This window comes from Nonomuraea insulae, assembly GCF_042656245.1.
This window is the reverse complement of the sequence record NZ_JBHSPA010000048.1, coordinates 46543-61172: the sequence shown is the minus strand read 5'-3', so window position 1 is coordinate 61172 and position 14630 is coordinate 46543. Positions and strand designations below refer to the sequence as shown.

Sequence of the window (14630 nt, the reverse complement as noted above, 5' to 3'; positions counted from 1 at the left end):
AGTTCGGAACCCTATCGGGGATTCATCACGCTCTGTAGAGGAATCAGCAGGGCATGGACCATATAGACGCGTACTGGCGGGCGGCGAACTATCTGTCGGTCGGGCAGATCTACCTGCTGGACAACCCCCTGCTCACCGAGCCGCTGCGGCCCGAGCACATCAAGCCGCGCCTGCTCGGCCACTGGGGTACGACGCCGGGCCTGAACTTCTGCTTCGCGCACCTCAACCGGGTCATCCGCGAGCGGGACCAGGACATGATCTACATCGCCGGTCCCGGCCACGGCGGCCCCGCGGCGGTGGCCCACGCGTGGCTGGAGGGGTCGTACTCCGAGCGGTACCCGGACGTGTCGCAGGACGTGGAGGGCATGCGGCGGCTGTTCCGCCAGTTCTCCTTCCCCGGCGGCATCCCCAGCCACGTGGCCCCCGAGACGCCCGGCTCGATCCACGAGGGCGGCGAGCTGGGGTACGCGCTGGCGCACGCGTACGGCGCCGCCTTCGACAACCCCGACCTGGTCGTGGCCTGTATCGTCGGCGACGGCGAGGCCGAGACCGGCCCCCTGGCCGCGAGCTGGCACTCCAACAAGCTGCTGGACCGCCGCCGCGACGGCATGGTGCTGCCCATCCTGCACCTCAACGGCTACAAGATCGCCAACCCGACCATCCTGGCCCGCATCCCGGCCGGCGACCTCGTCAAACTCATGGAGGGGTACGGCTACCGCCCCCACCTGGTCGGCGCCGACCACGCGGAGATGGCGGGCACGCTGGACACCGCGTTCGAGGAGCTGGCCGCGTACAAGGCGGGCGACGACGCCCGCCTGCCGATGATCATCCTGCGCACGCCCAAGGGCTGGACCGGGCCCAAGGAAGTGGACGGCAAGCCGGTGGAGGGCACGTGGCGGGCGCACCAGGTGCCGCTGGCCAACGTCCGCGAGAACCCGAGCCACCTGGGCATGCTGGAGGAGTGGATGCGCTCGTACCGGCCGGAGGAGCTGTTCGGCTCGGACGGGCGGCCGATCGAGCCGATCCTCGGCACGGTGCCGCGCGGCGCGCGCAGGATGAGCGCCAACCCGCACACCAACGGCGGCGAGCTGCTCGAACCGCTGCGGCTGCCGGACTTCCGGCGGCTCGCGGTCGAGGTCAAGTCGCCGGCCGCGCAGTCGAGCGAGCCGACGCGGGTGCTGGGCGGGTTCCTGCGCGACGTGATCGCCGCCAACCCGCGCACGTTCCGGCTGATGGGGCCGGACGAGACGGCGTCGAACCGGCTGTCGGAGGTGTTCGAGGTCACCGACCGGGCCTGGAACGCCGAGACGCTGCCGACGGACGAGAACCTGGGCGCCGGCGGCCGGGTCATGGAGGTGCTGAGCGAGCACCTGTGCCAGGGCTGGCTGGAGGGCTACCTGCTGACCGGGCGGCACGGGCTGTTCAACTGCTACGAGGCGTTCATCCACATCGTGGACGCCATGTTCAACCAGCACGCCAAGTGGCTGGAGTCGTCGCAGAAGATCCCGTGGCGGCGGCCGGTGGCGTCGCTGACGTACCTGCTGTCGTCGCACGTGTGGCGGCAGGACCACAACGGCTTCAGCCACCAGGACCCGGGCTTCCTCGACGTGGTGGTGAACAAGAAGGCGTCGGTCGTGCGGGTCTACCTGCCGCCGGACGCCAACACGCTGCTGTCGGTCGGCGACCACTGCCTGCGCTCGCGCGACTACGTGAACGTGATCGTGGCCGGCAAGCAGCCGGTGCTCGACCTGTTCACGATGGATGAGGCCATCGCGCACAACACGCGCGGCCTGGGCATCCTGCCGTGGGCCTCCACCGACCAGGGCAGCGAGCCCGACGTGGTGCTGGCCTGCGCGGGTGACGTGCCGACGCTGGAGACGCTGGCCGCCGCCGCGCTGCTGCGCGAGCACGTGCCCGGGCTGAAGGTACGCGTCGTCAACGTCGTGGACCTCATGCGGCTGCAGCCGCCGTCCGAGCACCCGCACGGCATGGCGGACGCCGAGTTCGACACGTTGTTCACCACCGACCGGCCGATCATCTTCAACTTCCACGGCTACCCGTCGCTCATCCACCAGCTCACCTACCGCCGGCACGGCCACGACAACATCCACGTGCGCGGCTACAAGGAGGAGGGCACCACGACGACGCCGTTCGACATGTGCATGCTCAACGACATCGACCGCTTCCACCTGGTCATGGACGTGATCGACCGGGTGCCGGGGCTGGGCTCCAGGCAGGCGCACCTGCGCCAGCACATGATGGACGAACGGCTGCGGGCCCGCGCCTACACGCGCGACCACGGCGAGGATCCGGCGGAGATCAGGACGTGGACGTGGCCAGGCACATTCTCGTCCTGAACACCGGCTCCTCCTCCATCAAGTACGAGCTCGTGGACATGCGCACCCGCCTGCGCCCGGCGCGGGGGCTGGTGGAGCGCATCGGCGAGGAGCGCGGGCGGCTCACGCACCATGTGGAGGACGAGCCCCCGTACCAGGTAGAGGCCCGTTTCCCCGGGCACGGCGAGGGGCTGGCCGCGGTCATGGAGGCGTTCGAGACGGCGGGGCCCGCGCTGGATCCCGTCGCGGTCGGGCACCGGGTCGTGCACGGCGGCGACCGTTTCACCGAGGCCGTGCTCGTCGACGACGGGGTGATCGCGGCCATCGAGGAGCTGGCGCCGCTCGCGCCGCTGCACAATCCGGTGAACCTGGCGGGGATCCGGGTGGCGCGGGAGGCGTTCCCCGGGGTGCCGCAGGTGGCGGTGTTCGACACGGCGTTCCAGCTCACGTTGCCTCCTGAGGCGTACACCTACGCCGTGCCGCGGGAGTGGGGCGTGCGGCGCTTCGGCTTCCACGGCACCTCCTGCGCGTACGTCTCCCGCCGCGCCGCCGCCTTCCTCGGCCGCGACCTGGCCGATCTGAACCTGATCGTGGCGCACCTGGGCAACGGCGCCAGCGCCACCGCGATCTCGGGAGGCCGCAGCGTGGACACCTCCATGGGCCTGACCCCGCTGGAAGGGCTGGTCATGGGCACCCGCTCGGGCGACGTCGACCCCGCCATCGGCGGCTACCTGGCCCGCGTGGCCGGACTGGACGCCAAGGAGGTGGAGGACGCGCTCGAGCACGCGAGCGGCCTGCTCGCACTCACGGGCACGGGCGACATGCGGGAGGTACGCGCCCGCGGCGACGCCGAGGCCCGGCTGGCCCTGGAGGTGTACACAAGGCGCATCCGCAAGTACGTCGGCGCCTATTACGCGGTGCTCGGGCGGGTGGACGCGATCGTGTTCACCGGCGGGGTGGGCGAGCACGACGCCGCCACCCGGGCCGAGTCCCTGGCCGGGCTGGAGCGCCTGGGCATCGAGGTGGACCCGGCGCGCAACGGGGCGGAGTCGGCGCAGGAGCGGGCGGTGTCGCCGCCGGGGGCGGAGGTGGCCGTGCTCGTCGTCCCGACGGACGAGGAGTGGGAGATCGCCCGCCAGGCCCTGGACCTGATCTAGCCGGCGTGCGGGATGGCGGGAACCCAGAACTCCACCGTCGTGCCCGCGCCTCGCGTGCCGGTGATGTTCCACCAGCCGCCCGCGGCCTCCGCCCGCTCCCGCATCTCGGCCAGCCCGAAGTGCCCGGTGAGGTGGCCCGTCTCGCCGTCCGCGAATTTCAGGCCCACGCCGTCGTCCCGGACGCGTACGTGCACGCCCCGGTCGAGCGAGACCAGCTCCACGGTGACCCGGCTCGCCGCGGCGTGCTTGCGCACGTTCGTCAGGGTCTCCTGGCAGATCCGGTAGATGGTGATCACGGTCTCTTCCGGCGGCTCGCCGTCGAGGTCGTGCCGCAGCTCGTATGCCAGGCCCGCGCCGGGCATCGTCTGCTCCAGGTAGCCGGTCAGGCCGTCCACCAGGCCCTCGCCGGGCGGGCGCAGGTTGAAGGCCAGCTCGCGCAGGCGGTGCACGGCTGAGTCCACGGCGTCGCCCAGCGCGTGCGCGGCGACGGCGAGCTCCCCGGGCAGGTCCGCGCCCCATAACCGCAGCCGTGTCCCGACCGCGACCATGGACTGGATGGTGTCGTCGTGCACGCCGGAGGCGATGCGGCGGCGTTCGCGCTCCTGGGCCTGGACCAGGCGGGACAGCAGCACGCCACGCTCGTCCAGCGCCCTGGCCATGCCGCGCCGCTCGGTCAGGTCACGCGTCACCTTGCCGAATCCGCGCAGGCCGCCGTCGTCGTCGTAGAGGGCGGTGATGACCACGGTGGCCCAGAACCGGGTGCCGTCCTTGCGCACGCGCCACCCTTCCTCCTCCCACCCGCCCTCGGAGGCGGCCATCGCCAGGCCCTTGGCGGGCTTGCCCGACGCGATGTCCTCAGGTGGGTAGAAAACGGAGAAATGCGTGCCGATGATCTCGTCGGCGGTGTAGCCCTTGATACGTTCGGCGCCGATGTTCCAGCTCACGATCAGGCCACGCGGGTCGAGCATGAAGATGGCGTAGTCACGAATGCTCTGGACGAGCAGCCTCATGTCCTCCTGCGGCTGGTCATGCTCGGGCATACCGCAGCCTTTCACGACCTGCCCAGAGAGCCAAACCCGGAGTTGGAGGTTCAGGTTTCGAACGAGGGGGCCTGTACCGGGGCGAACCGGGCAGCCAGCTCGCACCACACCACCTTGCCGCTCTCCGCAGGACCGCCCTCGCCGGGCGCGATGCCCCAGCCGGTGGACAACAACCGGACGACGTGCAGCCCCCAGCCGCTCGCCGGGCCCGGATCACGCGTCTGCGGCAGACCGGCGCCGGAATCGCCGACCTCGATCCGTACCAGATCGGTGTCGCCCCGCACCCGCAGCACGGGCGCGCCGTCTCCATGCACGAGAGCGTTCGTCACCAGCTCCGACACCACGAGCAGGGCGTCCTCGTGCCGCCCCTGATAGCCGCACTCCCGCAGGGCCACGCCGACCAGGCGGCGGGCCACGGTGATGCTGGCCATCTCCTCCGGCAAACGGGTATCCACCTGGTACGTCTCGGCCTCCTCACTTCCCACGCCTCTACTCTCGGGGAGGCCAGTGGCCCGTCACGAGACGCAAGCGCCTTAGGTCGTCTGACACAGATGTGGGACGCGTCCTGATGCATTTGCGTCAGTCCAGCAGCCCATCCCTGCGAGCGAAGGCCACCGCTTCCAGCTTGGAGCGGGCGCCCAGCTTCTCCAGCACATGTTGTACGTGGTTGCGCGCGGTGTTGCGGGCCACACCGAGACGGTCGCTGATCTCGTGCGTGCTGGCCCCTTCGGCCAGGAGGAGCAGGGTCTCCCGCTCGCGCGCGGTCAACGCCGACCCCACGTGCCCGGACCTGCCGGTCAGCCGGGCGAGCACCCCCGGCAGCAACCCCGGAGCGAACACCACCCCACCCGCCGCCACCTCGCGCACCGCCGTCTCCAGTTCGCCCAGCCGCGACGACTTCACCACCAGCCCCGCGCCCCCGGCCGCCACGACCCTGGCCGCCACCGACACGGTCGCCTCCCCGGTCAGCACCAGGACCCGCGTCTTGGGCGCGGCGGCGGCCAGCCGCTCGATGGCCGCGATCCCGTCGCCGTCGGGCAGCCGCCTGTCGAGCACGACGACATCGGGCTGGCACCTGCCGGCATCGGCCAGCGCCCCGGCGATGGTGCCCGCCTGGGCCACCACTTCGATGCCGGGAGCCCTTCCGAGCGCCAGGCCGATGGCTTCGGCGACCATCGCATGATCTTCCACGAGAACCAACCGGATCGAGGGGGCGGTCGGCATGGTGCATTGCCCCTTTGAAGTTGCTGCCGCTGGCGGTGCACGTCGTCATCGACCTCGGGGCCCTTCGTGACCCTCCGGTCCAGCAGCAGTCTCCCACGACGAACGGTTTCCTCACAGGGAGACCTCGCCACCGCCCGCAGAGCCACCCCTCACCTCCGCACCCAAACGACCACCAACCAGCACACCCAGCGCCGGCCGTTCCGCGCTTCTTCCAAGGGGCCGGGCATTTAGAAGGACCTCAGCCTGGACGGCGGCCGGCTGGCGAGCGGTCAGCGGGTCTCGGTGAGGGTCCGGGCCGGAGCGGGCGGCCGAAAGGGTGGAAAGGGTGGCGGAGTGGTCAGGTGTGGCGGATTGGTGAAGGGTATGCCGTTGGTAGGGTTGTCCGGAAATATGTAGATCTGGACGGGTGGGATTAGGTGGAGGTCGAACAAACAGCACTGCCGGGAATCGGATTGAAACACGATTTCACCACCCGTAAAGGACAACGGGTTGGCGTCGTGTCGCACCGTACCGGCCGCCGGGATCTTGTCATCTACGACAAGGACGACCCGGACGCGGTCTGCCAGATGGTCAAGCTCAACGACGAGGAGGCCGACGCCCTGGCCGAGCTCCTGGGCGCCCCTCGTATCGTGCAACGACTCAACCAGTTGCACCAGCAGGTCGAAGGCCTGGTCAGCGTGCAGCTTCCCATTCCGGCCGACTCCCCTTACGCGGGCCGTCCCATGGGAGACGCTCGCGTGCGGACCCGTACCAGCGCCTCCATCGTCGCGGTCGTCCGGGGCGGGCAAGTGTTCGCCAGCCCGGGACCTGACTTCATCTTCGGCGTCGGAGACGTCGTGGTCGTCGTGGGCAGTGAAGACAGTACGGCCGAGGTCGCCGGCATCCTGGCAGAAGGGTAGGGCCGCGGGTGCACGATACCGCGGTCATCTTTCTCGAGTTCGGTGCTGTCGTACTTGGTCTGGGGGTTCTTGGCGCGCTGGCGTTGCGCGGCGGAATCTCTCCCATCCCGCTCTACCTGATCGCCGGTCTGGCGTTCGGTACCGGCGGCGTGCTGCCGCTGGCCACCAGTGAGGAGTTCATCTCGGTCGGCGCGGAGCTGGGCGTGGTCCTGCTCCTGCTCACGCTCGGCCTCGAATACAACGCCGACGAACTGGTCACGAGCCTGACCAGCAACGCGCGGGCGGGCATCGTGGACCTGGTGCTCAACGCCGCCCCCGGCGCCATCTGCGCGTTGCTGCTGGGCTGGGGCCCGGTGGCGGCGGTCGCCATGGCCGGCGTCACCTACGCCACCTCTTCGGGGATCACCGCCAAGGTGCTGTCCGACCTGGGGTGGATCGGTAACAGGGAAACGCCGACAGTCCTGTCGCTGCTGGTGTTCGAGGACCTGACGATGGCGATCTATCTGCCGGTCCTCACCACCATGCTCGCGGGGCTGAGCCTGCTCAGCGGGGCGATCTCGGTGGGCATCGCGTTGCTGACCGTGAGCGTGGTGCTGGTGGTGGCGCTGCGGTTCGGGCGCTTCATCGAGGCGTTCGTGTCCAGCCCCAACAACGAGGTGCTGCTGCTCAAGGTGGTCGGCCTGGCCCTGCTGGTGGCGGGGCTGGCCCAGCAGCTGCAGGTCTCCGCGGCCGTCGGCGCGTTCCTGGTGGGCATCGCGCTGTCCGGCCAGCTCGCCGAGGACGCGCAGGCGCTGCTGGCGCCGCTGCGCGACCTGTTCGCGGCGGTGTTCTTCGTCTTCTTCGGCTTCCAGACCGATCCGGCGAAAATCCTGCCGGTGGCGGGCCTGGCCGCGCTGCTGGCCCTGGTCAGCATGATCACCAAGCTCCTCACCGGCGCGTACGCGGCCAGACGCGCGGGCATCGCCAAGGCCGGCCAGGCGCGGGCGGGCATCGCGCTCATCCCGCGCGGCGAGTTCAACATCGTCATCGCCGGTCTGGCGGTGGGCGCGGGCGCGCATCCCGACCTGGGCGCCCTGGCCGCGGCGTACGTGCTCATCCTGGCGGCCTTCGGCCCCCTGGCGGCCAAGCTGGTGCAGCCTCTCATCACCGCCATAGCGAAACGGGCCTAGCCCGGACCCGCTAGTTTGTTCGCATGGCTGAGCAAATGGAGAGGACTATCAGGTCCGCGGACTGGGACAGCCTGGAGATCTCCGGTGAGAACCACCACCGGGTGCTGTTCCAGGACGTGGACATGACCGAGCTGCTCGATCACGGCTCCTCCTTCGAGGAGTGCCAGTTCAGGAACGTGCGGTTCAACGTGTCGGTGCACGAGGACGCACGCTTCCTGAACTGTGAGTTCTCACGGTGCTCGTTCTTCGACGCCACGTTCAGGAACTGCAAGCTGACCGGCAGCAGGTTCTCCGCCAGCACGTACGGGCTGCTGAAGGTCGAGGGCGGCGACTGGTCCTACGTCGGGCTGCCCGGCGCGGACCTGCGCGGCAGCGCCTTGTACGGCGTGCGGCTGCGCGAGGCCGACCTGACCGGGGTCCGGCTGCAGGGCGCCGAGCTGCGGCGCTGCGACCTGTCGGGGGCGTGGCTGCGCGAGGCCGACCTCACGAAGTGCGATCTGCGGGGCAGCGATCTGAGCACGCTCGATCCGCGCGAGGTCACGCTCAAGGACGCGGTCATCGACACGTTCCAGGCGACGGTGGTGGCCTCCGCCCTGGGGTTCGACGTACGCGAATAGGACGTGCTCCGGCGCCGGCGCAGGCCAGGATGTTCTTGTGCGAAACGCCGAACTCACGCAGTCCGAGCAGGCCGTGGCCGCCGCCCTCCCCCGCGGCCACGAAGTCGAATTACGCTCCGGGGAGCAGGACCGCGACATCCGGGCGGAGGTGCTGGCGGACCTGCTGCTCGCCGAATACGCCGATCCGGCCGACAAACCGGGCCTGCGCCTGACCGGGGCGCGGATCACGGGGCTGCTGCACCTGGCGTTCGGCGAGATCGACTTCCCGGTCACCTTCCAGGACTGCGTGTTCGACCGGACCCCCGACCTGTACCAGGCCCGTACCCGTTTCCTCAGTTTCGCCGGCTCCAGCCTGCCCGGCCTGATCGCCTCCAACATCCAGGTCGAGGGCAACCTGCGGCTGACCGGCTGCCACGTCACCGGCGAGCTGCGCCTGCCCAGCGCCCGTATCAACGGCAACCTCGTACTCAACGGCGCCCACCTGGACAATCCGGACGGCGCCGCCATCAGCGCCGAGCACCTCGACGTCGGCAGCAACCTGCGCGCCCAGGACGGGTTCCGCTGCGAGGGCGAGATCCTCCTGACCGCGGCCAGGATCGGCGCGGCCGTGAACATCGACGGCGCCCGCCTGCGGGCCCCTGGCGGGCTGGCGTTCGGGGGGTCCAACATGGTCGTGCAGGTGGGCATGTTCGCCAGGGACATGGAGGTGGAAGGGGAGATCAGCCTGCGGTTCGCGCGGGTCGGCGGGCCGCTCACGCTGCGCGGCTCGCGCCTGCGCAACCCCGGCGGCCTCGCGGTGCGGGGTGGCGGGCTGAACGCCGAGAACGGCCTGTTCATGTCGCTGGTCGAGACCGAGGGCATCATCTGGCTGGAGTCGGCCACCATCGGCCGCTCGCTCAACCTGCAGGGGGCGCACCTGAGCAACCCGGGCGGCCTGGTGCTGGCGGGCGACGGCATCGTCGTGGACGGCGCCCTGCTGGCGCACGATGGGCTGTCGGCGGAGGGCGAGATAAGCCTGCTCGACGCCTCCGTCAGCGGCCCCGCGCACTTCGAGGGCGCGCGGCTGGTCAACCCCGGCGGCGCGGCGCTGTCGGCCAACGGCATCACGGTCGGCAAGGTGCTCAACCTGTGCGACGGCTTCTCCGCCCAGGGCCGGATCCGGCTGACCAACGCCCAGGTCGGCAGCATGGTGTGCTTCAACCACGCCACGCTGGAGGCGCCCGGTGACGTGGCGCTCAAATGCTGGCGGCTGGAGACGCGGGAGCTGGCGCTGCGCACCGCCGAGCCGGTACGGGGCACGGTCGAGCTGCGGCACGCGCGCATCGGGGTGCTGCGTGACAGCCCCGACGTGTGGCCGGACGAGCTGCGCATGGACGGGCTGTCGTACGAGGTGATCGACCCCATGCTGCCGGCCGCCGAGCGGCTGGACTGGTTGTGCCGCGACCCCGACGGCTACCTGCCGAACGCCTACGAGCAGCTCGCCGCGATGTACCGGAGGCTGGGCAGCGACGTCGACGCCCGCGACACGCTCCTGGCCAGCCAGCGGCAGCGCCGCGCCGGCCTGCCGTGGTACGCCCGCTCCTGGGGCCACCTCCAGGACGTCACCGTCGGGTACGGCTTCCGCCCACTGCGCGCGGCCGGCTGGCTGCTGGCGCTGCTGGCCCTGGGCACCCTGGTGTTCTCCCTGGTCACGCCGCCGCCGTTGAAGCAAGGGGAGGCGCCGGAGTTCAGCCCGGTGGTGTACACGCTGGACCTGCTGCTGCCGATCATCGAGTTCGGTCAGGAGAGGGCGTTCAACCCGGGAGGGGCGACGCAGTGGCTGGCGTACGGACTGATCGTGGCGGGCTGGGTGCTGGCCACGACCATCGCCACCGGCCTGACCCGCTCCCTGCGCCGCACCTGAACGAGGTCGCCGCGCCCTCCGGACGACAGCCGTCAGGCGGTCAGCGCTCGCAGGGCGCCGGGGTGGCGGCCGGCCAGGCGGTCGAGGGCGTCGGCGGTGCCGGGGTCGGCGGGGAGGTAGACGACGATGCGCTGCTCGCCCCCGGCCACGTCGAGCGGCTCCCTGGTCAGCCGCAGCTCCCCCGCCTCCGGGTGCGCCATGCGCTGCACCGGCGCCATCAGGGGCGGCACCGGCGGGCCGGACAGGCGGCCGGTGAAGCTCTCGCCTGCCGCGAAGGAGAGCTCCTCGATCAGCTCGCCCGCGTAGGGGTCGTCGGTCCCTGCCTCGTACTTGAGCGCGGCGGCCTGCTCGTCGGCGACCTTGTCCCAGTCGGGGAAGGCGATCCTGGCCCGCACGTCGGCGAACACGTAGCGGTTCAGGTTGGGCTCCTCCCCCTCCAGCAGCCCGATGGGGCCGAAGAGGCGCTCGAACCCCATGGTGTGCGCGATCACCTCGCCGAGCCGGTTGACCAGCGCGGCGGGCGCCGGTTCGAGCTGGTCGAGCAGCGCGCGCACGGTGGGCCGCACGGTGCGCGAGGGCGCGAACCCGGCGGACGGGCACAGGTCGATGCCGCCGTTGCTCAGCTTGGCCAGATGGCGCAGGTGCATGCGCTCCTCGGGCGCCAGGCGCAGGGCCTCGGCGAGCGACACGAGCACCTGGATCGACGGATTGCGGTCACGGCCCTGCTCCAGCCGGGTCAGGTATTCGACGCTCACCCCGGCCACGGTGGCCAGCTCCGACCTGCGCAGGCCGGGCGTGCGCCGCCGGCTGCCGTCGGGCAGGCCGACGTCGGCGGGCTTGAGTGCCTCGCGGCGGGCGCGCAGGTAGGCGCCCAACTCGTTGTCGCTCACCGTCCCGAGTGTACGGGCCGCGCCAGGACCTTATCGTGGCCCTCCCAAGGCCAGTCTCCGCCCGGCCTTCCTATCGCGGCCGAGGCCCGGCAGGTTGGCATCCATGACGAACATGAGATTGGCAGTGATCACAGCCAGCGTCCGCGAAGGACGGTACGGCCCCGCCATCACCCGGTGGTTCACGGAGCAGGCCACCATGCACGGCGCGTTCGACCTGGACGTCATCGACCTGGCGGACACGCCCCTGCCGACCGCGTTGCCCTCCGGGCTGACGGCGTTGCTCGACGTGGACGGGCGCTCCGAGGAGCAGCGGCGGCTGGCCGGGCGGCTGGCGGAGGCGGACGCGTTCGTGGTGGTGACGCCCGAGTACAACCACAGCTTCCCCGCCTCGCTCAAGCACGCCATCGACTGGCACGCGACGCAGTGGCAGGCCAAGCCGGTGGCGTTCGTCTCCTACGGCGGCTACGGCGGCGGGGTGCGCGCGATCGAGCACCTGCGGCCGGTGTTCGCCGAGCTGCACGCGGTGACGATCCGCAACTGGATCAGCTTCGACCAGCACTGGACCCGGTTCGACGCCGACGGCCGGCTGCTGGAGGACGCGACGGGTCCCGAGGCGGCGGCCAAGGCGCTGCTGGACCAGCTCGGCTGGTGGAGCGGCGCCTTGGCGGCGGCCAGGCTCACGACTCCCTACCAGGCTTGAGGGGTGAGCTGATGCGTTACCGTCTGCTGGGCCGTACCGGGCTGAGGGTCTCCGAGCTGTTCCTGGGCACGATGGGCTACGGCGAGGCGTCGCCGGAGGTGCGGCGCGTCCTCGACCTGTACGCCGAGGCCGGGGGCAACGTGGTGGACACCGCCTCCATGTACGGCGAGAGCGAGAGCGTGGTCGGCGAGCTCCTCCAGGGCCGCCGTGACCGTTTCGTCCTGGGCACGAAGTACACCCCCACCCGCGACCGCACCGACCTGAACGCGGCGGGCAACCACCGCAAGAACCTCACCCTGTCGCTGGAGCAGAGCCTGCGCCGGTTGCGTACCGACTACATCGACCTGTTCTGGGTGCACGTCTGGGACCGGCACACGCCGATCGAGGAGACGATGCGGGCGCTGGACGACGCGGTGCGCTCGGGGAAGGTGCTCTACGTGGGCCTGTCCGACGCGCCCGCGTGGGTGGCGAGCCGGGCCAACACGCTGGCCGAGTGGCGGGAGTGGACGCCGTTCGCGGGGTTGCAGGTGCCCTACAGCCTGCTCCAGCGGGACGTGGAGCGGGAGCTGCTGCCGATGGCGCGGGCGCTCGGGATGAGCGTGGCGGCGTGGAGCGTGCTCGGGCACGGCGTGCTCGCCGGGCCCGGGGCGAGGCGGGTGCGGGCCGACTCGCTCGGCGAGCGGGAGCGCGCGATGGTGCTGGCCCTGGCGGAGGTGGCCGGCGAGCTGGGCGCCACGGCCGCGCAGGTCGCGATCGCGTGGGCGCTGCGAGGCGGCGTGCACCCCCTCGTCGGTGCGAGCACCACCGGGCAGCTCAAGGAGAACCTGGCGGCCACGGATCTGGAGCTGCCCGAGGAGGCGGTGCGGCGGCTGGAGTCGGCCGTGGAGTTCGAGCTGGGCTTCCCGCGTGACTTCGTCGACGCGGTGGACGCCAGCCCGGACATCTACGGCGACGACCTGCCCCGCCTCGACGGCCGCTGAGGGTCCCGGCCGAGCGGCCCCGGCAAAGGTGTGCCCAACAGGGCAGGCCAGACAGGGCGGACCAGACAGCGCGGACCAGACGTCGCGGGCCAGACATCGCGGGTTCAGGCGAGAGGGCTCAGCACAGCGCCATGGCCGTCTGCCACAGCCCCGGCAGCGCCGCCAGGACCCGGTCCCCGCGGCGCCGCCGCTCGGTGAACGTCTCGGCCCCCAGGTCCGCCAGCAGTTCGCGGAAGCCGCTCTCGTAACCGCGATGGCCTGCCATCGCACGCTTGCTCAGGCACCGGGCGTAGGTGGCGACCATCCAGAAGACGGCCTCCCTGTGCAGCCCCTGGGCGATGAGCTCCCTGCTCCCGTCGATGGCGGACGGCCGGGCCACGGCGCTGATGTCGGAGTCGAACCGGTAGGAGGGCACCGTCTCCGTGGCGGCCGCGTCGAACGCCTTCTCCAGCGCGGCCAGGTGCCGTTCGACCCGGGCGACGGTGAGGTCGCCGCAGCCGAGCAGGTCGAGCAGGCCCTCGTGGAACTCCAGCCGCCCGTGCACGGCGAGCACCTCGCGGACGTCGGCGTACCGGCGGCGGACCGTGGGGTTGCGCAGGGCGGCCACCAGCAGCACGTGCGTCATCACCCCCGTGCCGAACAACCACGAGGTGACCTGGTCGGGCAGCGGCGCGGTCTCGTCCATGCCGTTGATCCAGCCGCGCACCCGGTCCATGGCGTTGGTGCAGCGGGCCAGGATCCAGGGCCGTTCCGCGAAGTCGCGGGCGACCACCCGCTGAAGTTCGGTCAGCCGCCCCGACGGGTCGGCGAGCACGCAGGGGAGGTGGAAGCTGCCGGCCAGGTGGTAGTCGCTCAGCACCTCGTGGGTGGAGCCGAACCCGGTCATGGAGGAGACCTCCAGCAGCACCTCTTTATAGCGAAATTTCCCGATATGGCCGAGCTGGGCGGCGGGCTCCGCGACGATCATGACGTCCACGTCCGACGCCGGGGACAGCTCGGCACCCGAGTCGGCCCACAACGCCGACCCGGTCAGGAACGCCCCGCCGAACCCCGGCAGCGCGGTGCCCTCCTCGCGCACCCACTGCCGCGCGACCCGCCTGGCCTGCTCAATCCGCATCCGCTTCTCCCCGATCCGGGCGGCGACGCCCGGTCCTCAACAGGACGAAAGCCCCCACTACGACAAGCACCGCCAGCCCGCCCCAGATCCACGCCGGCACACCCGGCGCCGCCGCCTGGGCCTCACCGGCCGCCGCGGAAGGCTCCGCGGCGAGCGTGGCCACATCGACCGCCCCGCCGGTGGGCGAGGGCGCCGGAGATGATCCTTTCACGCTGAACGGAATCTCGCCCTCGATCGGGTGCCCGTCGGAGGAGACGACACGCCAGGCGATCACGTACGCGCCTGGCGCGAGCGGCTGGGGCACCTCGGCGGCGACCAGGGGCCCGTCGAGCTCGGGCTTGCCCAGCGCGACCTCTTTCCCGGCCGTGTCGTGGAGCACGACGAACGGGAACTTGACGCCCGCGCTGTATTCGAGCTCGACCTCCTTGAGCGAGGAGAGCTCGGCGTTCTTCGCAGGCGAGCTGCGCTTGAGCGCGTCATGGGCAAAGGCCGGCGAAGCGGGAAATGTCAGGAAAAGGGCGCAGGAGAGCGCGGCCAGCGCCGTCGTACGAAGGTGTCGCGGCAGGAATCTCATGATGGGTCTCCAGAATGATCTTCC

The 14630-nt window shown here is 71.1% G+C and carries 14 protein-coding genes; 8 read left to right on the top strand and 6 right to left on the bottom strand.

Annotation, left to right across the window (positions count from 1 at the left end):
* The first annotated feature begins 53 nt into the window (after positions 1 to 53).
* Together ACFPZ3_RS38545 and ACFPZ3_RS38540 are read left to right on the top strand one after the other, a co-directional pair.
* Positions 54 to 2357, top strand: a complete 2304-nt coding sequence (locus tag ACFPZ3_RS38545; RefSeq protein ID WP_379519291.1) for a phosphoketolase family protein — start codon at positions 54 to 56, stop codon at positions 2355 to 2357.
* On the top strand, positions 2333 to 3493 hold the full coding sequence (locus ACFPZ3_RS38540; RefSeq protein ID WP_379519290.1) for an acetate/propionate family kinase: 1161 nt from the start codon (positions 2333 to 2335) through the stop codon (positions 3491 to 3493). Before ACFPZ3_RS38545 ends, ACFPZ3_RS38540 begins: the two co-directional genes overlap by 25 nt.
* Here ACFPZ3_RS38540 and ACFPZ3_RS38535 read toward each other — a convergent pair.
* The 3 genes from ACFPZ3_RS38535 to ACFPZ3_RS38525 form a co-directional block, all read right to left on the bottom strand.
* Positions 3490 to 4533, bottom strand: a complete 1044-nt coding sequence (locus ACFPZ3_RS38535; RefSeq protein WP_379519289.1) for a PAS domain-containing sensor histidine kinase — start codon at positions 4531 to 4533, stop codon at positions 3490 to 3492. The two genes, ACFPZ3_RS38540 and ACFPZ3_RS38535, sit on opposite strands and share 4 nt — an antisense overlap.
* A gap of 50 nt (positions 4534 to 4583) precedes the next feature.
* Positions 4584 to 5018 carry an ATP-binding protein gene (locus ACFPZ3_RS38530; RefSeq protein WP_379519288.1) on the bottom strand — a complete coding sequence of 145 codons (435 nt, stop codon included), beginning with the start codon at positions 5016 to 5018 and terminating at the stop codon, positions 4584 to 4586.
* 94 nt (positions 5019 to 5112) lie between these two features.
* On the bottom strand, positions 5113 to 5757 hold the full coding sequence (locus ACFPZ3_RS38525) for a response regulator (protein ID WP_379519287.1): 645 nt from the start codon (positions 5755 to 5757) through the stop codon (positions 5113 to 5115).
* Positions 5758 to 6173: 416 nt separating this feature from the next.
* Between ACFPZ3_RS38525 and ACFPZ3_RS38520 the strand changes: the two genes are divergently transcribed.
* The 4 genes from ACFPZ3_RS38520 (at position 6174) to ACFPZ3_RS38505 (ending at position 10345) form a co-directional block, all read left to right on the top strand.
* On the top strand, positions 6174 to 6656 hold the full coding sequence (locus ACFPZ3_RS38520; protein ID WP_379519286.1) for a cation:proton antiporter regulatory subunit: 483 nt from the start codon (positions 6174 to 6176) through the stop codon (positions 6654 to 6656).
* Between the two features lie 83 nt (positions 6657 to 6739).
* Entirely contained in the window at positions 6740 to 7825 is a 1086-nt protein-coding gene (locus ACFPZ3_RS38515) for a cation:proton antiporter (RefSeq protein ID WP_465263582.1), read from the top strand.
* A 23-nt stretch (positions 7826 to 7848) separates the two neighbouring features.
* Positions 7849 to 8442, top strand: coding sequence for a pentapeptide repeat-containing protein (locus tag ACFPZ3_RS38510; protein WP_379519284.1), 594 nt, complete (start codon positions 7849 to 7851; stop codon positions 8440 to 8442).
* Positions 8443 to 8479: 37 nt separating this feature from the next.
* Entirely contained in the window at positions 8480 to 10345 is a 1866-nt protein-coding gene (locus tag ACFPZ3_RS38505; RefSeq protein WP_379519283.1) for a hypothetical protein, read from the top strand.
* Between the two features lie 32 nt (positions 10346 to 10377).
* On the opposite strand, the gene ACFPZ3_RS38500 is transcribed toward ACFPZ3_RS38505, so the two are convergent.
* On the bottom strand, positions 10378 to 11235 hold the full coding sequence (locus ACFPZ3_RS38500) for a helix-turn-helix domain-containing protein (protein WP_379519282.1): 858 nt from the start codon (positions 11233 to 11235) through the stop codon (positions 10378 to 10380).
* 124 nt (positions 11236 to 11359) lie between these two features.
* Here ACFPZ3_RS38500 and ACFPZ3_RS38495 point away from each other — a divergent pair, with 124 nt between their 5' ends.
* Both ACFPZ3_RS38495 and ACFPZ3_RS38490 read left to right on the top strand, forming a co-directional pair.
* A complete protein-coding gene (locus tag ACFPZ3_RS38495) occupies positions 11360 to 11935 on the top strand; it encodes an NADPH-dependent FMN reductase (RefSeq protein ID WP_379519281.1) in 576 nt (191 codons plus the stop codon).
* A gap of 11 nt (positions 11936 to 11946) precedes the next feature.
* Entirely contained in the window at positions 11947 to 12915 is a 969-nt protein-coding gene (locus tag ACFPZ3_RS38490) for an aldo/keto reductase (protein ID WP_379519280.1), read from the top strand.
* Positions 12916 to 13033: 118 nt separating this feature from the next.
* On the opposite strand, the gene ACFPZ3_RS38485 is transcribed toward ACFPZ3_RS38490, so the two are convergent.
* Together ACFPZ3_RS38485 and ACFPZ3_RS38480 are read right to left on the bottom strand one after the other, a co-directional pair.
* A complete protein-coding gene (locus ACFPZ3_RS38485; RefSeq protein WP_379519279.1) occupies positions 13034 to 14032 on the bottom strand; it encodes a hypothetical protein in 999 nt (332 codons plus the stop codon).
* Positions 14022 to 14606, bottom strand: coding sequence for a copper resistance CopC family protein (locus ACFPZ3_RS38480; RefSeq protein ID WP_379519278.1), 585 nt, complete (start codon positions 14604 to 14606; stop codon positions 14022 to 14024). Before ACFPZ3_RS38480 ends, ACFPZ3_RS38485 begins: the two co-directional genes overlap by 11 nt.
* Positions 14607 to 14630 lie beyond the last annotated feature (24 nt).